This is a genomic window from Flavobacterium pasteuri (assembly GCF_048286615.1).
Lineage (GTDB): Bacteria > Bacteroidota > Bacteroidia > Flavobacteriales > Flavobacteriaceae > Flavobacterium.
In genome coordinates this window covers 255,558-274,898 of record NZ_JBLVPN010000001.1, presented here as the reverse complement: position 1 = coordinate 274,898, position 19,341 = coordinate 255,558, and the positions used below count along the sequence as shown (strand labels likewise).

Here is a 19,341-nt window from a genome sequence, read left to right as displayed (position 1 = left end):
TCAAGTAAAGCCTTTTATAAAAATCATTTGTCACCAAAAACCTGAACATCATCTACTTGAAAAGCACCATCCAAAGCCAAATTTTTGCCAGAACCGGTATATTTAAAAGCAATATTAATTTTACCTTTGTATGAGGATAAATCTACGGCACCACTTCCTACAAATTGATACCAAGGCGTGGCTTGTTTGGGTAAATTAACCACTAACGGAGTCCAAGTTGCGGTAGTAACATTCAACCCGTCAAAATTACTGGAGACATACACTTCGAGAGAATTTAACTGGGAATCAACATCTAAGTGATGCTGAGCCGTTCTAAAAGTCAAGACTTCTTTTGTGTGAACCTCCATATCTATTTTTGGCGAAATCAACCAAGCCACATTCGAAACGACTTTGGTTCCTGTGATATTAAATTCGGCATAACCGTTTCCGGAATAAACAGTGCCTTTCCAGAAAAGCGTTCCTTTTTGGGCCATATTCGCCCAGCCGGAAAGATTTAATTTAACATTGTTTTCTACGGTTTCAAAATCTTGAGAGAAAAAAGGAGTTGCTCTTGGTCCGGTCATTACTACATCTTTTTCGGAACGCGCCAATAATTGGTAATCACTTCCGTATTTCGTCAAAATCCCTCTTACTTTTCCACTTCCATTAGGGACTAATTTAGTTGCAAAATCAGAAAAACTGCTTGTTCTAAAATACACTTGATTCCCTAGTTTATCCACCAAACTCCAATTTGTCGCACCGCCAACATTATTCGTTTCTTCAAAATAATGACGGCCTATTGAAGCAGCTGAAAACTGAACATCAGACAACTCAACCAACGTATTCAAATTAGAGTCGTTCAGTAATTCTGACATAGTCAGAGACCGAACCAAAAGCTCTTCCTTTACATTCGTACAAGACGCATTCAGCACTTTTTTATACTCATTTTGAGAAAGTCGCCCTACTCCGCCTTCATTATAGGAATTCACAAAAATGGTTCCGATACGCATTCCACCAAACGAAATATCCGTGTATTGGTCTTTCAATTTTATGTATACTTTATTGCCCAATCTATAGTCAATATACAAGTTTGTAGCATCCACAGGAACGCTAAATCCTATGGCTGGTGTTGTGGCTGTTGCCAAAGTCTGAAAGGAAATTGACTTGAAAAAATTCCCCGATTCATCACTGGAAACCACATACGCCTCGATAATGTCATCGTATTTATACTGGGTTACAATCGCATTTGCAACCGCATGAACTTCGCTTACCATTGTATTAGGAATTAAATCCGGCTGCGTACAAATGAGTTTTGGAGCGGCAACCTCATCTGTCACGCAACTGCTGAAAGTGATTGTCAACAGTAAAAATAGAACCGATTTGTAAAATGTTGATTTCATATGCTTTAATTTAAAGATTGATATAAAGATTCACGAAATACGTTCTTCCGTATCCGTAGAAATATTTTGGTCCAAAAGAAGGCGTACCACTGGAAACATCCTGATTGATTTGTCTGAAATTAGCATTTCGGGCTTGTTCATAACCGCCTGTTTTATAAGTTACATCAAGCACGTTATTGATGCTGGCAAAAATTCCAACATTCTTTCCATAAATGCGCCATGATTTTCCACCAACGAGATTGAACAACATCGTTGGGTCAAATTCTTCTTGTTTTAATAGTGTTGCTGCGCGTTCCTCGGTTGCCTCCGGAAAATTAAAACCGCTTGCGGGATTTTTATAAAATATTTCGGTTCTGGAAATAGGTGAGATATCAATGTAACTATTGGTGAGGTAATTTACATTGGCACTAATCCACCAATATTTTGGATCTCGATATTCAATTCCCAATGAATACGCTCGCTGTGGCATTCCCGCCTGTTTGTAATTTTTGAGTGAGGCTGTTCCAAAATCAAAAACCGGACTGGTGTTTTCCAATGAAGCTTCGGCATCGTTTGTCAACGTCACATGTGGATTACTGTCATACGTATATTCCCCAAAAGCTGCTGAAAAAGTAGTTTTAAACGTTTGGCTTAATTGGTATTCCAAACTGAATTCTGCACCCATATTCTTCTTGTTCAATTGCGTTAACGTCTGACTCACAAAAGCATCGGTATTTAAATAACCAGCGCCATCATCAAAAATCCCTTCGGCATAAAAGAAGGAAATTTGAGTCGCATTTTTAATTAGGGAATAATAGGCTGTCAGTCGGGCTTTTAGTTTTGGAGAACGATAGACATAACTGGCATCCAAACTGCTGATGTTCTCACTTTCGAGTCCGTCAACAATTGAATTATTCAATCGGGAATTTGCAAAAGTATTTCTCAGAGAAGGTGCTTTGGTCAAATGCGCCGCATTGAAAGTCACCAACTGTTTGCCAGAAATTTTCAAATTGAATCCGGCTTTGAAGCCAAAGTTTTCAAACGCTACCTTCTCACTTTTCCCAAAGGAATTGGTTTCATAGATTCCATTTTTATACAAACCTTCTCTTTGATAATTGGCAGTTGAAAAATTCTGAGCCAGATAAAAATCCACTTTGTTATAGGTGAATTTAAATTGGGTAAATGCTTCTAATGTATTGGCAAAATAATTATAATTATATCCGTATGTATCGCCAACGACTACTTGACGGTCTGGATTATTCAAATCAGACTGGGATTGATTTCCACTGTAAAAAGCGTCGATATCTTCAAAATAGGAACCACCAAGTAAATCCAAAAGCTTTTGAGAATTATGTGATTTTAGTTTTTTGAAAGATGCTCCAGCATTCATGAAAATATTTTCTGAGAGTTGCGCACTCAAATTTGTTGTAGCAACCGCCATTTGGTCTTCCACTAGATCTTCATATAAAACATACTTACTTTTTGTGGGTTCGTAACCGGTAATTGTTCCATTAGCATCCAAAACTGGATTTTGATTGGCTTGATATAATGCTGTCCAATCAATTTGAGGATTCGCTAAAAATTCTGCTTTGCTTTTGGCTGCATTTTCATAATCCGGTGTAAATGCTCCCGAAAATTCCCCGTTATCCGGCGCATAAAGCGAACTGTAATAGCTGGGCATCTTTCTGTAATACGTTGGGTCCGGACTATTCGCATTTTGATAATCGATGTTGCTGTTGGCAATTTTCCCAAATTGATACATCACACTCGAATTCAGGTTGGTTTTATCATTGATTTTAAAATAGTGATTCAGCATTATCGTGGGTTCTTCAATGGTTTTGATGCGGGCATTTCTTTTTTCACCGTCTTGAAAACCCCAATACGAATTGTATTTTACGTTTGTCAATTGCGTAACTTCGGCAGTATTTGGAGAGTTTTTGGCTCTGGAATTCGGCGTGTAAAGCGCGGTTAGATTCAACGAATGCTTCTCATTTAATTTTTCTTCGAGGCTTATAAAAAAGGAATTCGCATCATAATTTGTCCCTTCAAAATACCCTTCCTGCGCCCAGCGCTTTCCTGCCGAAACTACAAAAGCCCAACCGCGGGAATTCATGCCAGAAGCATGCGTTGCCATGGTACGCCAACTGTAATTAGTATTGGTTGATGAAAAGGAGATTCGGGAACCGGGTCTGTAAATAGAAGCCCGCGTGTTGATTTCCTGCGTTCCTAAAATCCCGCCAAAAGTATAATCCGAAGGGGCAGTTCCCAGGGTGAATTCCTGATTGCGGAGCGCGTCATTCAATCCGCCCCATTCTCCCCATTGCGGTCTTCCATCATAAATTTTGTTCATGGAAACGCCATTAATCATCATCGTGGAATGTTCGCTGTCTAATCCCCGAACTCTAAAACGAGCTTGTCCCCAGTTGAAAGCAGCGGATTGCAGAAAAGCATCGCGGGAGGATTGCAGGAGTCCAGAAGTACTTTCGGAACTGCTGTTGTCCTCGCCAAAATCGCTTTCGATAAGTGTGATGATGCTGTTTTGCTGTTCCGTGGATTGGTCTTCTTCTAAAGTTATGGTTCCTAAATCCAGCATTTTTTCTTCGGTAATTTCGACAGGATACAAGCCATCTTTGAAGCCCTGACTGTGAATAAGTAGCAAAATATTTCCTGTGGGAACCGTATCAAAACTAAAATTACCATCGGCTTTAGTGAGTTGCATTAAAGTCGTATTTTGAATACTAACGACAACAAAACCTAATGGGTTTTGGGTTTTAGAATCCACGACTTTTCCTAAAAATCCTGTTTTGTTTTGTGCTGTAATACAACCTAGTTGAATGATAAAAAAGAAAACAAAGTAAAATTTATTCATAGATACAACGGATGATGGTTTATATTTTTTGAAAACTGGACATCCAATAAGAAGTTCAACCGTTACAATAGAATATAACGGTTGAACTAAATAAAAGGCAAACGTTATCCTAAATGGAATAACATTAAATAATTAAAAGTGAATTTTGGAAAAGTGGTATATAACCTAATTAAAATACTGCTGAAAAAGTGGTATTTGAGGTTCAGCATTAAATGGAATTTCTGCTTGAAAGAATTATAATGTTAAATATATTAAAAAAAATAGTAGCAGATAAATTTTTGATGAAAATATTTTTAATGAATCCGTTTTGGGGAAAGTTCTTAGAAAATCAGAACGATTTCAGTAGCCCCGATGGCAGCAAGTATCCCACGCTTTTGGGCGTGGATACTGCGAACAGCGGGAGAAAATGTTTTTATGGAAACGAAATGAAGTGCTCCTAAAAATTTATAGTTACTTGATTGCTTTGATTCTGGATACCATAAGGGCGATAAGAAGCCCAAAAACGCCAATGAAAGCGAATGAAAATCTAAGGCTTGACAGCTCCGCTATGTAACCTATGATGGGCGGACCCATAAGAAAACCCAGAAAACTGACGCTGGAAACCGTGGTTAAGGCCACGCTTGGCGATACATTTGGGGTTTTTCCGGCCACACTGTACACTGTAGGAACTATGGTAGAAACTCCCAATCCAACAAACATAAACGCGATGGTTGCGGGAATGACAAATGGGAAGAATACTGCTGTAAAAAGTCCGGCTGATATCATGATTCCGCTGATTTGCAAGACGGTTTTTCGACCAAATTTACGAATCAGACCGTCACCCAAGAAACGTCCGCCGGCCATCATAATCATAAAGGAAGTGTACCCCAGAATCACTAATGGTCCGGGCGCTTTGATGACATCTTTGAAATAAACACCGCTCCAGTCGAACATGACGCCTTCGCTGGCCATGCAACAAAACCCGATTATCCCCAACCAAATCAGCGCACTATCCGGTTTTGAGAACAATTTTTTCTTCTTGGGTTGGATAGTTTCTTTGGCTTTTATTAAAAACTTATAATTGAAAGCCATCATCAAAAATACGATTCCGGCCACAATGAGAAAGTGAATGTACGGTGTTAACTCAAAAGCCAGCATTGCAAGTCCTACTAATGCTCCCATGAATCCGGCAAAACTCCACATCCCGTGAAAGGAGGACATAATGGTTTTTTTGAAAAGCACTTCGGTGTAAACGCCTTGTGTGTTTACAGCGATATTAGATAGATTTCCAAAAATTCCAAACACAAATAATCCCAACGACAATTGCCAAGCCGCTACAGCCAAACCTAAATTTGTCATGCTAAAAACATATAATGAAAGGGCAAATATCAAGATTTTGTGACTGCCAAAACGGGTGACTAATTTTCCAGAAAAAGGCATTACTACTAGTTGTCCTAATGGCAAAGCGAATAAAATACTTCCTAAATCGCCTTCGCTCAAATCCAATGCGGTTTTAATATCCGGGATTCGGCTAGCCCAGGTCGCAAAACATAATCCCATCCCAAAGTAGAACATGGAAACCGCCCAACGGATTCTGTTCAGATAAGAAACCTTAGCTTCTGTGTATGTTTTTTTCAGTTTGGCTTTCGTTTTTGACCTTCCTAAAAAGTTTAAATCTATCAAAGTGATTTATTTTAGCATTAAGAGATCAAAATTACAAAAAGCAATCATTGGTTGTGTCAAAACAACACATTTGAGGAAAAATACAACGTTATTGTTTATAAAAATGATTACCGAGAATTCGCTAATTTTTAAAAAGCATAGTAATTAGCGAATTCGCAGTAGATTTTATAGGTCAATTGCTTTTTTATGAGCACTGCTTTTGATTGCGGCTTCAATAATTTGCATCACATGAACACCATCTTGTGCCGTCACCGGTTCTATTGCATCCTGTGTAATTGAATTATACACACCATCAAAAAAGTCATAATAATTCCCCTGAAGTGTTGGGATATATTCTTTTATAATTTCACCATTAATTTCCGTGTGTAAAAGCCCCTTTTTATCTGAAGATTCAGTTCCCCAAGCATCCAAGTTGGGTTTTTTTCCTAGTTTTAATTCGTCTTCCTGCACATCGCCACGCGCTTTCAGGAACGAGCCTTTCTTACCTTGAACAACAAAGGCTGGATTCGCTTCCCGAACAAAAAATCCTGCTTTGAGTCGGACACGGAAATGAGAATAATACAGTAAAATATCAATATAATCATCTACCAAAGAATGCTCTCGTGTGATGCGAATATCCGCAAAAACAGATTGAGGCAAACCAAATAAACATAATGCCTGATCGATCAAATGCGGCCCTAAATCCTTTAGAATTCCAGCACCGGAATTAACGGTTTCTTTGTGTTGTTTCGGACTTAAAATAGGATTGTAGCGGTCGAAATGGAATTCGGCTTCCACAATTTCACCAAGGCTATTATCTGAAATGATTTTTTGTACGGTTTTGAAATCACTGTCCCATCTTCTATTTTGGAAAACAGACAGTTTCAATCCTTTTTCTTTGGCGATAGCCGCTAATTCCTGTGCTTGGACAACAGTTGTGGTAAAAGCTTTCTCGACCAAAGCATGTTTTCCAGCCAACAGCACTTTTTTGGCGAATTCATAATGTGTATCTACGGGCGTATTGACTACCACTAAATCAACATCATCTTCCAACAAATCTTCTAGCGTGGCGTAACTTTTTACCGCAGGAAAATCTTGATGAATTAATTTTTTACTTCGTTCCCAAGAACCTAGTAGTTCAAATCCAGGATGAAAATTTAAAAAAGGAGCATGAAATACTTTTCCGGACATTCCGTAGGAAAGCAAAGCAGTTTTTATTTTTTGCATAGTATTGTTTTATAAAATACGAATTTATACTTTTTAATCTTAGGACTTATATTCAAATTATAATCACTTAACGAATATAAGTTCATCGAAAAGATGGGTTTTGTTATTTAATTTTAGCCCTTTCGTATTGTTTAGGCCATTGAATATCTGCCTGAAGTTCCTCGGCAAATTTTAATCCTAAATTTGGGTTTCTAAGGGATTCTCTGGCAAATAAAACCAAATCTGCTTTTCCAGAAGCAACAATTTCCTCGGCTTGAGTGGCTTCGGTGATTAAACCAACTGCGCCTGTAGGGATTCCAGTTTCATTTTTTATGCTTTCTGCAAAAGGAACTTGGTAGTTTGGTCCCAACGGAATTTGCTGGTGTGAGACTAATCCTCCCGAAGAAACATCAATTAAATCCACACCTTTTTCTTTTAATATTTTCGAAAGTTGCACTGATTCTTCAACATTCCATCCGCCTTCTGCCCAGTCTGTTGCCGAAATTCTAACAAATAAGGGTAAGTTCTCCGGCCATTCTGATTGAACAGATTCGACTACTTCAAGTGTCAAACGGATTCGGTTTTCGAAACTTCCACCGTATGCATCAGTTCTAAAATTGGATAATGGTGAAAGAAATTGATGCAACAAATACCCATGTGCGGCATGAATTTCCATTACCTGAAAACCTGCTTGAACGGCTCTTTTTGTGGCTGATTTGAAGTCGGAAACTACTTTTACAATTCCTGCTTCATCTAATGCAACGGGTGAGTTTTCAGTATGATGATACGCAACTGCACTTGGCGCCACGGTATCCCAGCCGCCTTGTGTTGCGTCTAGTTTTCGGCCTCCATTCCAAGGTGATGCGGAACTTGCTTTTCTTCCGGCATGCGCCAATTGGATTCCGGGAACCGATTTCTGACTGATGATAAATTGATTAATCTGCTGCATTTTTTCGATTTGCTCGTCGTTCCAAAGTCCTAAATCTTCTGGTGAAATTCGGCCTTCGGGAGAAACTGAAGTCGCTTCCTGAATGATTAATCCTGCTCCGCCACTGGCGCGACTTCCAAGATGTACAAGATGCCAATCATTGGCAAAGCCATCCTGGGCAGAATATTGGCACATTGGTGAAATGGCAATTCTATTTTTGAGCGTGATGCTTTTTATTGTGAGAGGAGAAAATAATTTTGAAGACATATCTTTATTTTAAAAGTGAAAGAAACAAGAAATACTCATTTCAAAAAAGTAAAGTTAAGATTCACAACTCAAACTTAGAATTCAATTTACATTAATTAACAAATTTTTAAAATGGTATGGAACAATTATTGTAAAATAAACAAATAGAAAACCTTACTTTTGTGAGTTAAAAATTTAAATTAATAAGAGGATTAGATTGCTTCGTTCCTCGCAATGACAAATAAATGGACATAGTTATCAAGCTTTCTCAATTTTTATTGAGCTTATCATTACTTATTATACTTCACGAATTAGGACATTTTATTCCTGCTAAACTGTTTAAAACCAGAGTCGAAAAATTCTACTTATTTTTTGATGTTAAATATTCCCTTATCAAAAAGAAAATTGGCGAAACTGAATACGGTATTGGTTGGTTGCCTTTGGGCGGATATGTAAAAATTTCCGGAATGATTGACGAAAGCATGGACAAAGAACAAATGGCTTTACCTCCGCAACCATGGGAATTTCGTTCTAAACCGGCATGGCAACGTTTGATTATTATGTTGGGCGGTGTTACCGTGAATTTCATTTTGGCTTTTATCATTTACATAGGAATGGCATTTGCGTATGGCGATACTTATATTGCTAATGAAGATTTGAAAGATGGTCTTTTGATTGAGAATCCAGCTATGAATGAAGTAGGTTTTCAAACCGGAGACAAAATCATTGCTATTGATGGTGAAAAAATCATCAAGTTTGACAATGAGATAAATATCAAAATCATCATGGCCAAAGACGTCTTGATTGAAAGAAATGGAATAGAGCAAACTATAAAAATACCGGTTGATTTTGTGGATCAATTGTCTAAGTTAGAAAAAGGCACTTTAGTCTCGATTAGAAAACCATTTGCCATAACTTCAATTTCTGAAGGATCTTTGAATACTAATTTACAGCCAAAAGATATTATTTTATCTTTAAATGGAGTACCAACCAAGTATTATGATGAAGTGACTTCAGTTTTAGAAAAAAATAAAAACAAAACTATTTCGGCTGTTGTTTTAAGAGATGAAAAACAAGTTCCGTTACAAGTTATTGTTTCTAAAGATGCAAAATTAGGAATTGGTATCGGAAACTTAGGAATGGAATCATTAAAGAAACTAGGTTATTATAAAATCAGCAAACAGGAATTTAGTTTCATAGAATCTATTCCGGTTGGGATTACTAAAGGAAAAGATCAATTACTAGGATATGGAAAACAATTGAAAATGATTTTTAGTCCAAGCACTGGTGCTTACAAACAAGTAGGTGGTTTTAAAGCGATATTTGATATTTTTCCTAATACTTGGAGCTGGGAAGTTTTCTGGAACATCACCGCTTTGTTATCGATTATGCTTGGTGTAATGAACTTATTGCCTATTCCAGCACTTGATGGTGGACACGTGATGTTTTTATTATATGAAATCATCAGCGGTAAAAAACCTAGTGATAAATTCTTAGAGAATGCGCAAATGGTTGGTTTCGTATTACTTATAACACTGTTACTATTTGCTAACGGAAACGACATTTACAAGTCAATTGTAGGGAAGTAAAAAAAAATAAAAAAAGTTCGTTTTTTATTTGCAAAAACCAAATGATAGCCTATCTTTGCACCGCTTTACAAGTGAAACAGACTTCACCAATAAGCAACCAAAAACGTTCATTCAGTATCAGAATAAAAATATACAGTTTCCTTCTTAGCTCAGTTGGTTAGAGCATCTGACTGTTAATCAGAGGGTCCTTGGTTCGAGCCCAAGAGAGGGAGCTTTTTAAAAAGACTTTACAGCAATGTAAGGTCTTTTTTGTTTTAAAGCGGGAGTGAAATCAGTACCTCACGGTGATTCAGTAGAGAAAAGAGAATTTTTGATTTCTGCCAACTTGCCAACTTATTTTGCAAAAAAAGGCAACATATTAGGCATCATCTCTTTTTCTAAAAGGCATCACTTTTTTTATCGTAACCAATTGCATGTCTGACTAAAACAAAAAGTTATGACAACAGACAATTTCAAAATTCTATTTATTGAAGGAAAGAATAGAAAAAACAAGAAGAATCAATCTCCATTATTTTGCAGAATAACCCTAAATGGAAACAGAAAACAGCTTAGTACAGGCATTAATATTGAGTCCGAGCATTGGGATACCAAGAACCAAGTAATTCTAAAATCCCATAAATCTGCAATTTTATACAATTCTCAATTGGACAAAATAAAATCTAAGATCAATAGCATCTACATGATTTTAAGATTACAGGAAAGCCCTTTTTCTATTAGGACATACATGACAAATATTTAGGGAAAGAAATAAAGAAAAGTGAATTTATTCTATCCTATTACAAACAGTATCTCTCCAAAATCGAAAAACTAGTAGGACTAGAAATCAAAGACAATACCTATAACAAGTTCGTTTATGTAGGCAACCATTTAGAAGCTTTCCTAAATGGAAATACAAGAAAACAGATTACCCACTAAAAGAACTAAGTCTACAGTTTCTAAGTGATTTTGACTACTATTTAAAAACAGAAAAGAAGCAAGAACAAATTACTATCAACAAAACCATTCAAAGACTAAGAACGCCAATAAAACAGGCTATTTCAGAAGGCTATTTGGATAGAGATCCGTTTATACTTCACAAGTCCAAAACAGTCCGTAAAACGGTTATATTCCTTACTACAGAAGAACTCAAAACCCTTGAAGAAGCAGTACTACAACAAAAGAGATTAAGCACCATTCAAGACTTATTTGTTTTTTGTTGCTACACAGGACTAGCCTATAATGAAATGGCAAATCTTGAAAAGCAGAACATCCAAATAGGTTTTGATGACATTAACTGGATTCAGATGAAACGTGAAAAAACACAACGTCAAATCTCCATTCCAATTCTGCCAAAAGCACAAGAAATCATTGAGAAATACTCAACCGATAGTAACCGCATATTCCCTCCAATAAGTAATCAAAAATTCAATTCTTATCTCAAGGAAATTTCAGGTATAACAGGTATTAAAAAAAGATTGACGCACCACATTGCCAGGAAAACATTTGCTTCTACTGTCTTACTTTACAATGATATTCCGATGGAGATTGTATCAGAACTACTAGGTCATTCAAACATGATTATTACACAGGGAAGTTACGGGAAGGTAGTGCAGAAGAAAGTGAGTGAGGAAATGAAAAAATTAATAGTGCGAATTCACTGTAAATAGCCATAAATGAATATGTTAGGAAATAATATAGTAGCTATGACTAAAATATTGAAAAAATTACTGCTCTCAATGTGGAAACCCGTAAACTTACGGAGTTTTAATGGTATAACATTGCTCAATTATTAAAATTAAAAAAATATTTATGAAAAAAATTATTTTAAAATCGGCAATGGCTATTATACTTGCATTATCAGTTGTTAGTTGTAGTGCCGTACATTCAGGAGCAATGGAGAATTCTGCATCATTAAGTTCTGCGAATTTTTCTTATGCTAAACAAAACATTCAAGGGAAATCTCAGGCAACTTATATTCTAGGGATTGGTGGCCTAGCAAAAGAGACTTTGGTTAATGAAGCAAAACAAAAAATGCTAGCTGAAAACCCATTAAAAGATAATCAAACTCTAGCAAACTTAACTGTAAATTTTAAAAAATCCCTTTACTTAGGTTTAATATACAGCACAGTTAAATGTACTGTTACTGCTGATATTGTTGAATTTAAATAAAAAAGCTTAATCATTGATTAAAAACATAAGCCTGACAGCAATGTCAGGCTTTTTTTATATTCAAAAATTATCGGGGGCTTCCCGATTTTTCCACAATTGAAATCTTAAAAAATTTGTTTAACGCAATTATGGATAGGATTTTCTATTTTACCATTTCCGTAACAATCTTTTTTGCTTCATTTGAATTACCCCAGCTTGCAATTTCATGCAAAACAGGCATCAAACTTTTCCCTGAATTAGATAAGGTATATTCGACTCTTTGAGGACTTTCTTTAAACTCTTTTCTTTCGATTAAACCCAATGTTTCTAATTCTTTTAATTCATTAGAAAGTACCTTATTTGAAATAGCAGGCATTAATTGGTTTAGTTTCCCGAACCGCAAAGAACTTTCGCCAATACAATTCAATATTATAGGCTTCCATTTACCGCCAAAAATGGACATGGCTCTTGTTACAGGACAATCATAAGGGTTTTCTATATATCTCATATAATTTCTAGTAACCTATGGGTTACTGGTATTTAATTCATTGGTTACAAATATACACTAATGGTTGTAAATTTGTAAAAAACTATAAAAACAAGAAACATGAAAAAGATTGTATTATTTCTGACCGTATTTTTATCTATAAGTAATTTAAATGCACAAACATCAACAACAGATATTGTTAAAGATTGGGAAAGAGCCAAAGCCTATACTAAAGAATATCTAGATGCAATGCCTGAAAGTGGCTATTCCTTTAAGCCAACAAAAGAAATGCGTTCTTTCTCAGGTCAAGTTTTACACTTGAGCGATGCCATATATGGTTTTGTGGGTTCAGCAACCGATGAGAAACCTCCAGTAGGTTTTGGGGATTTAGAAAAATCTGGTGATGAAATCAAAGCAAGTGTTACCGCCAAAGTAATGGCTACCTATGATTTTGCTATTAATGCCATTAAAAAATATCCTAATGCAAAACTTTCAGAGCCTATTAAATTGTTTGGTCAATTTGATATGAACAGAACCCAGGTTTTAAACAAGTGTTTTGAACATCAAACTCATCATAGGGCACAAACTACTGTTTATTTAAGATTAGTAGGCGCTACACCTCCAGCTGAAAAATTGTTTTAATTTATTTATAAAACAAAAAAAGAATTAGCGTTTTAGCATCTGTAATTTTCTGATAAAGAGTATTTGGTCAAAAACTGTTGTGTCATTTTATGAAAAGATAAAACGAACAAATAAATACCATTTGCTATGGAAATAATCCACTGGCTGGCATTCTGTACAACAAAAAGATGCCAAATTAATTATTAATTTTAACGCCACTTGGGCTAGTATAATTCCGTTTATAAACGAAAACTAAATCCGTTCAAAATGAAAAAAGCACTTATATTGAGTCTCCTTATTTTACAAATCACGGGACTATTTGCTCAAAAATTTACTTGGAAGCATAAAGAATTTGAAACGGTGAATACCAAAGTAGCAATAGTGAATATGGAAGGTGTCCAAGTCTTGAAAGTGGAGCGTGACTTAGTTGCCTCCCCTTTTAACGAAAAAAATATTGACGCCTCAACTGACGGTCCTACTTACGTTAAATTAACGAATGTTGACATCGAGAACGGAACGATTGAAGTTAAAATGTTAAGCCGAATCATGGAAAATTCTCCTTTTACTGCTGCACGGGGGTTTATAGGAGTAGCGTATCGGATAGATAACGAAAATAAAAATTTTGATGCTATCTACCTTCGTCCAAGTAATGGCAGATCCGATGATCAATTGAGGCGCAACCACACCATTCAGTATTTTTCTTATCCGGGAAATACCTTTGGCCACTTGAGAAAAGAAGCGAACGGTTTATATGAAACCTATGCCGATATTGGTTTAAACGAATGGATTGATGTGCGTATTGAATTTCAGGATGAAAAGGCGGTTTTATATATTAATAACCAAAAATCACCTAGCTTTATCGTTAAAAAAATGCTGGGAACTTCTAAAAAAGGTAGTATTGCGCTTTGGGTTGAAATAGGAACAATAGGTTATTTTAAAGATTTAAAAGTGACGAAGAAATGATTGATTCATGAGTAAGATAATTTTTGGATAAAAACCTGACCGCAATTTCGGGCTTTCTATGCCAATCTATCCCAACAAATAAAAGGTGTTATTTTTCTTTTTCTATTTATTAAATTTCGATATTTACCTATTAAAATAAATAAATGATGATCCGTAGAAGATTTATTGGTTCCGCAGCTTTATTTGGAGTTGCAAGTATTATGGGCTTTGCAGTTCGTCCAAAGAAAAAATTCTTGTTGCACCATGTATTTTTTTGGCTAAAGAACCCTCAATCAGAGGCGGATAAACAGCAATTGATTTCTGGTTTGAAAACTTTGGCGGCAATTCCAACGATTCGAAAAATTCATGTGGGCGTTTTAGCATCGACCGAGAAACGGGAAGTTGTAGACACCTCTTGGGATGTTTCAGAGCTGATGTTTTTTGATGATGAGGCAGGACAAAAAATATATCAGGACCACCCTATTCATCAGGATTTTATAAAGAACTGTTCTCATTTATGGGAAAAAGTAGTGGTTTATGATGCTATAGATGTATAAATATTGAAGGTGTTGGCTATTGCCAACACAAGAAAAACAGAACTAAAAAGGGTTTCAAGAAATAAATCTTGAAACCCTTTTTTATGCGCACTACTTTAGGTAACTACGGAATTAATCGATCCCTACGAAGCTGTTCAAACAAATCGTAAAAGGAATCCTCCGTTGTTTGAAAAACAGGAAATCCGAGTTTACGACTTTTAGACATATCAGTCATCACTTCTATGGGACGTCCTAAGTCAAGATCCGTATGCCAAGGAGAAGCCAGCTTGTTTAAATCAGACTCTTCAAGCGCATATTGAACAGCAATGTTTTTCCAAACCGGAGCTTCTTGTATCATTTGTTCCTCAAGTGGATGAATCGTGCCATCATACCCTATTGCTTCAATCCCGAATGATGCCGCTATTTTTTTCCAAAGCCATTTCCAACGAAAAAAATCTCCATTTACTACATTGAATGCTTCGTTACGAGCCGCTTCTGTAGTGGAAGCCCATATTAAATGTTCTGCCAATACTCTGGCATCCGTAACATCCGAAAGTCCATTCCATTGTGCTGCTGAACCAGGCCACTGAAATGGTTTGCCTGTTTCTTTACAAATGCTGGCATACACGGCGAGCGTGGTACCTAGATTCATTAAGTTGCCTACTGCTTTTCCTATAACCGTATGCGGGCGGTGGATGCTCCAAGTAAATCCATCTCGCGCTGCAGCGGCATACACTTCATCTTCTTGGGCATAATAAAAATTCTCTAAATCAAGACGAGGCTGCTCTTCCCTAAGTGGTGTTTCAGGCAAAAATCCTTCTTTGGCGTAAGCCTCAAAAGACCCAAGATAATGTTTCAGTCCTGTAACAAGTGCGACGTGTTGCACTGATTTTTTAGCAGATAATGCTTCGAGAAGATTTCTGACCATCAAGCTGTTTACTCGTATGTTTTCGGCTTCAGAATCCTGACGCATCCAAGTTGTAATGTAAATGTGAGTGGGAGAAATGTCTTTTAAAGCTGTTTTTAAATTCTCCAAATCCAAAAGATCTGCAGCAACTGGATGAAGATTTTCTATATCTTTTCGTGGGTTTCTGGCTAAACCAAAAGTCGTCCAGCCTTTAGCAATAAGTTTTTCTGCGAGATTACTTCCTGTGATTCCAGTTGCTCCAACAACTAGTGCTATATTTTCCATATTTCTGTTTTAAAAATTTATCAAGTACAAAATTCTAAAACATTCCATGGATTATAAAGGACATACGTCACAGATAATTTGTGACCTATATCACATCAATGCGATAAACGACTCAAAGTTTCTCTTGAAATACCCAGATAGGATGCTATTAAAGTTTTGGGAATGCGGTGAATCAAATCCGGATATAATTGGATAAATTGCATGTACCGTTCTTCTGAATTTTTGCTCATCAACGATAGTATTCGGTTTTGAAGCGCAATATTACCGGCGGTCATTTTTTGCAAAAAGAAGAATTCCATTTTTTGTAATTTGGCACACAATTTTTCTCTATTGTCAAGAGTGATGTAATAGGTTTGCGCGTCTTCTAAACAGTCAATATTGAGTGTGGCATTCTGGTTATTATAAAAACCTTGGTTATCCGTTATCCACCAGTCTTCCATGGCAAATTGCAGAATATGACTCTTACCCGATTTGTCGATATAAAAAGATTTCAACAGTCCTTTTACAACAAAATGAACATACGGAACAGGATTTCCCTGCTGTACAATAAATTGATGTTTTTTATATTTACCTACGGAAAAGTGAGACAGCACCAATTGAAATTCATCATCGTTTAATGGTACTATTTTCTCAATTTGTCTTCTTAAAATTTCTTCCATACCTTCTTTTGTTATTACCTGGATAAAATTACAATTAAAAAGAGACGATTAGGATCTATTACCAATCTTGAATACATAAATATAAACCCTTAAGGCTAATACAAAGAAAAATAACCCTGAATTTTAGTGTCAATATGGCATCTCAATTCTATTTTTGAAATATGAACAAACGCTCTATCTCCAAATTATTTCGATTATTTTAGATTAGTACAGCTGCGAATCACGTGCTTTGAGTAGCATCCATTTTTTATCGCTATTTAATTTAAAAGTGCCAATGTGTTCCTTGTTCCATTCATTAGGTCCTATCAACGAAAGAAAATTTACGCCTTCAGTATCTCTGTACAAATGATAGATTTCCCCAATAACGGGTTCAAATGAAAATTTAGCGCTGTATACTAATTCGTTCCATTCGTATTCCTGCATCAGTTTTTCATATTGCAGTTTCAGTTCATTAAATTTATTGCCTAGCTCTTTATTCACATTATCAATTCCTCTGCTTTTCCAGGAAACCACGTCATCAACTCTAATCACCGGTGCTCCAACTCCAGTTGCGTAGGGCAGAACATTTGCATTATATCCTGCTTCGACTGTGTAAACAACATTATCTGGTTTTTTATTTTCCATTTACTTTTTCTTTTATTTTAAGATAATTAATTAACCTGAGTAATTAATACCAACTGGTTTCATGTATAATTTTTTAAAGATGAATTCGAAATATTTATTCGTTCAAAAGTATTCTTTGATTCCCAAATTTTGCTCAAAACAAAAGCCGACTCACAAATTTTAAAAAACGATTATTTTGTTTAAATATAATGTCGCAAAGTTAAACAAAAAAACATAAATACTCAACACAATTTGAACCTTAAAAGACAATAATTAATTTCGTTTTTGCATCATATTGATGGGTCCAAAAAATATTTTTTCAATGTTTTTAAATAACACAATTGTTTTCTACATTTGGAAACTACAAAACGCTATTAGACTGATAAATAAACCATCATAAAATCAAAAAACCTTCTTCTTTCGTCTTTATTGTTACTGCCTGTATCATTGAATGCGCAATCCAAATAGAATCCGTTTTGTTTAAAAATATATGTTTCAAAGTATTTTTTGTGCTTTTTATGATTTCATTGCGTATAATTGACACGTTGTTCATATGTTTGCAATCTATTTTAAAGAAAAACCACAACAATTCCATTTTATGAATAAAACTTTACTTGTAATTATTACCACTCTTTTTTGCACCTTTGCTCATGCTCAATCTGCCAGTTTTGAGGCAAGTACTGGGGGATTCTCTTTTATCCCTGCTTTTACTTCTGAAGATCCGCATTTAATAATTAATGCTGGAACAAATGAAAACAAAAAGCTTTCGTTTCACCTATTATCCACGATACGATTAAGCAATCTAATTCCTAGAAGCGTCGTTTTTATCTCCCGATACAAAGTAATTGACAAAAAATTAAAAGTAAACATAGGAGTTCATTTACCTGCATTGCAAATTAGTGAAGATTATCTTGTGGATACATTCTTTGCCCAAGAATTAATCACGAGTTATGAATTGTCCAAAAAAGTTTCGATAGGTACTTTCTATTTGCATGGCAATGGGAGGAACAATGATTTTGAAGCTAATTTTTTAGCTTTTAACACTACTGTAAACAAAGGCAATTTTAGTTTTGTATCTCAATTATACGGTTTGGATTTAGATAATACGTATGGTGTTTCTGAAACGATTACGTATAAAATAAATAAAAATATTGCTGCCAGAGGATTTGTGAATAAGACAATATCTGATGGAAAATTCAATTGGACTTTAGGACTTAGGTATAACTTGTAAATCAAAAGTATTTTCAAAAACGGACCACATCAGAGTTTTTGTTCTCCTAAATCAAATCCGTAATAAGCAATGCCTAAATTATTGTTTTACTAAACCATTGTGTTTCAGCGAGACATTATTTGTTATATTTGAAATAGCTATTGCATTTTTTTTTCATCAAAATTTACTATTTCTATGAAACTAAACCACTTTTCCAATTGGTGCATTATTTTAGTGTCCTCAATAAGTTTACTGTCTTATGCTCAAAAAAAAAAGAGTCACAATACATTAACTGACGAACAGAAGCAAGAAGGTTGGTCGTTGCTTTTTGACGGAACTACTACAGCGGGTTGGCACATTTATAATCAGGGAAATATTAAGTCCGCTTGGGCGGTTATTGATGGGGAGTTAATTTGTGATCCCAATACCCAAAACGTCCAACGCGGCGACCTCGTTTCGGATAAGATGTATGATAATTATGATTTTACTTTTGAATGGAAAATCACCAAAGGAGGAAATAGCGGTGTATTCATCAATGTTCAAGAAGCCGAAGATTTCCCAACAGCCTGGACAACTGGTCCTGAATACCAACTATTGGATAATGCAAATGCCTCAAGCCATAATTTGAAAGATGGAAAGCGCTTATCCGGTTGTATTTATAGTTTGTCTCCATTAAAAAATAAAGTACAGTCAAAAAAATTTGGCGAATGGAATACTTCTCGAATCCTTCAACAAAATGGCCAAATTACATTTTGGTTAAATGGTGTTTTAACCGGCGAAGAAGTCATAAATAGTGACCATTGGAAAGAATTGGTTGCGGCAAGTAATTTAGGGAAATTCCCCTCTTTTGGAAAAGCAATTAGTGGTAGAATCTCATTTCAGGATTGGGCAAAGGGAGTTTCTTTGAGAAATATTAAGATAAAAGAGTTGAATTAAGCATTCATAATTATAGAAAATAATACGTAAAAGACTATCGGTACTGATGGTCTTTTTTGTTTTTGTCTCATAATCAAAATACCTTTTACTTATTATAACCATCGTAAAACCTATATTTTGAGTTAGTTATAGCTGTATTTTAACAATCTTTTTTTATATCATTGTGTTGATGTGACACATTATTTATTATA

Annotated in this window: 18 protein-coding genes, 1 tRNA gene and 1 pseudogene; 11 read left to right on the top strand and 9 right to left on the bottom strand. The window is 35.6% G+C overall.

Translation table 11 applies throughout. From position 1 onward, the window contains the following. Positions 1 to 23: 23 nt before the first annotated feature. The 5 genes from ACNQF6_RS01285 to ACNQF6_RS01265 form a co-directional block, all read right to left on the bottom strand. On the bottom strand, positions 24 to 1,379 hold the full coding sequence (locus tag ACNQF6_RS01285; RefSeq protein ID WP_417962518.1) for a DUF5689 domain-containing protein: 1,356 nt from the start codon (positions 1,377 to 1,379) through the stop codon (positions 24 to 26). A 10-nt stretch (positions 1,380 to 1,389) separates the two neighbouring features. Continuing rightward, complete coding sequence (locus ACNQF6_RS01280) at positions 1,390 to 4,227, bottom strand: carboxypeptidase-like regulatory domain-containing protein (protein WP_417962516.1); 2,838 nt, start codon at positions 4,225 to 4,227, stop codon at positions 1,390 to 1,392. Positions 4,228 to 4,677: 450 nt separating this feature from the next. Then, positions 4,678 to 5,889: an MFS transporter gene (locus ACNQF6_RS01275; protein ID WP_417962514.1), complete on the bottom strand. Its 1,212-nt coding sequence runs from the start codon at positions 5,887 to 5,889 to the stop codon at positions 4,678 to 4,680. A gap of 165 nt (positions 5,890 to 6,054) precedes the next feature. After that, complete coding sequence (locus tag ACNQF6_RS01270; RefSeq protein ID WP_417962511.1) at positions 6,055 to 7,095, bottom strand: Gfo/Idh/MocA family oxidoreductase; 1,041 nt, start codon at positions 7,093 to 7,095, stop codon at positions 6,055 to 6,057. Positions 7,096 to 7,198: 103 nt separating this feature from the next. Continuing rightward, entirely contained in the window at positions 7,199 to 8,269 is a 1,071-nt protein-coding gene (locus ACNQF6_RS01265) for an NADH:flavin oxidoreductase/NADH oxidase (RefSeq protein WP_417962509.1), read from the bottom strand. A 224-nt stretch (positions 8,270 to 8,493) separates the two neighbouring features. Between ACNQF6_RS01265 and rseP the strand changes: the two genes are divergently transcribed. From rseP to ACNQF6_RS01235, 6 genes and pseudogenes are all read left to right on the top strand, one after another. After that, positions 8,494 to 9,837: an RIP metalloprotease RseP gene (rseP, locus tag ACNQF6_RS01260; RefSeq protein ID WP_417962507.1), complete on the top strand. Its 1,344-nt coding sequence runs from the start codon at positions 8,494 to 8,496 to the stop codon at positions 9,835 to 9,837. A 138-nt stretch (positions 9,838 to 9,975) separates the two neighbouring features. Further along, positions 9,976 to 10,049 (top strand) — tRNA-Asn (locus ACNQF6_RS01255). Between the two features lie 224 nt (positions 10,050 to 10,273). Then, positions 10,274 to 10,576, top strand: a complete 303-nt coding sequence (locus ACNQF6_RS01250; RefSeq protein ID WP_417962505.1) for an Arm DNA-binding domain-containing protein — start codon at positions 10,274 to 10,276, stop codon at positions 10,574 to 10,576. A 202-nt stretch (positions 10,577 to 10,778) separates the two neighbouring features. Beyond that, positions 10,779 to 10,847: pseudogene (locus tag ACNQF6_RS01245) on the top strand (hypothetical protein); the annotation flags it as partial. A gap of 39 nt (positions 10,848 to 10,886) precedes the next feature. Further along, positions 10,887 to 11,483 (top strand): site-specific integrase, encoded by a 597-nt coding sequence (locus ACNQF6_RS01240; protein WP_417962503.1) that lies wholly within the window; start codon positions 10,887 to 10,889, stop codon positions 11,481 to 11,483. 142 nt (positions 11,484 to 11,625) lie between these two features. After that, the gene (locus ACNQF6_RS01235) at positions 11,626 to 11,985 is read left to right on the top strand and encodes a DUF6567 family protein (protein WP_417962501.1); all 360 of its coding nucleotides are present in this window, start codon (positions 11,626 to 11,628) and stop codon (positions 11,983 to 11,985) included. 142 nt (positions 11,986 to 12,127) lie between these two features. Here the strand turns inward: ACNQF6_RS01235 and ACNQF6_RS01230 are convergent, their stop codons facing one another. Continuing rightward, complete coding sequence (locus ACNQF6_RS01230) at positions 12,128 to 12,472, bottom strand: winged helix-turn-helix transcriptional regulator (protein ID WP_165152212.1); 345 nt, start codon at positions 12,470 to 12,472, stop codon at positions 12,128 to 12,130. Positions 12,473 to 12,571: 99 nt separating this feature from the next. Here ACNQF6_RS01230 and ACNQF6_RS01225 point away from each other — a divergent pair, with 99 nt between their 5' ends. The 3 genes from ACNQF6_RS01225 (at position 12,572) to ACNQF6_RS01215 (ending at position 14,571) form a co-directional block, all read left to right on the top strand. Beyond that, complete coding sequence (locus ACNQF6_RS01225) at positions 12,572 to 13,093, top strand: DinB family protein (RefSeq protein ID WP_417962499.1); 522 nt, start codon at positions 12,572 to 12,574, stop codon at positions 13,091 to 13,093. Between the two features lie 246 nt (positions 13,094 to 13,339). Beyond that, the gene (locus ACNQF6_RS01220) at positions 13,340 to 14,035 is read left to right on the top strand and encodes a flagellar basal body rod protein FlgC (RefSeq protein WP_417962497.1); all 696 of its coding nucleotides are present in this window, start codon (positions 13,340 to 13,342) and stop codon (positions 14,033 to 14,035) included. Positions 14,036 to 14,178: 143 nt separating this feature from the next. Beyond that, positions 14,179 to 14,571, top strand: a complete 393-nt coding sequence (locus ACNQF6_RS01215; RefSeq protein WP_417962495.1) for a Dabb family protein — start codon at positions 14,179 to 14,181, stop codon at positions 14,569 to 14,571. A 103-nt stretch (positions 14,572 to 14,674) separates the two neighbouring features. Here ACNQF6_RS01215 and ACNQF6_RS01210 read toward each other — a convergent pair whose 3' ends face one another. The 3 genes from ACNQF6_RS01210 to ACNQF6_RS01200 form a co-directional block, all read right to left on the bottom strand. Further along, complete coding sequence (locus ACNQF6_RS01210; protein WP_417962493.1) at positions 14,675 to 15,742, bottom strand: SDR family oxidoreductase; 1,068 nt, start codon at positions 15,740 to 15,742, stop codon at positions 14,675 to 14,677. 95 nt (positions 15,743 to 15,837) lie between these two features. Then, entirely contained in the window at positions 15,838 to 16,401 is a 564-nt protein-coding gene (locus ACNQF6_RS01205; protein ID WP_417962491.1) for a Crp/Fnr family transcriptional regulator, read from the bottom strand. A 204-nt stretch (positions 16,402 to 16,605) separates the two neighbouring features. Beyond that, a complete protein-coding gene (locus ACNQF6_RS01200) occupies positions 16,606 to 17,025 on the bottom strand; it encodes a DUF2452 domain-containing protein (RefSeq protein WP_417962489.1) in 420 nt (139 codons plus the stop codon). Positions 17,026 to 17,602: 577 nt separating this feature from the next. Here ACNQF6_RS01200 and ACNQF6_RS01195 point away from each other — a divergent pair. Together ACNQF6_RS01195 and ACNQF6_RS01190 are read left to right on the top strand one after the other, a co-directional pair. Beyond that, positions 17,603 to 18,235, top strand: coding sequence for a hypothetical protein (locus ACNQF6_RS01195; RefSeq protein ID WP_417962487.1), 633 nt, complete (start codon positions 17,603 to 17,605; stop codon positions 18,233 to 18,235). A gap of 174 nt (positions 18,236 to 18,409) precedes the next feature. Then, a complete protein-coding gene (locus ACNQF6_RS01190; RefSeq protein ID WP_417962485.1) occupies positions 18,410 to 19,150 on the top strand; it encodes a 3-keto-disaccharide hydrolase in 741 nt (246 codons plus the stop codon). The last annotated feature ends 191 nt before the right edge of the window (positions 19,151 to 19,341 follow it).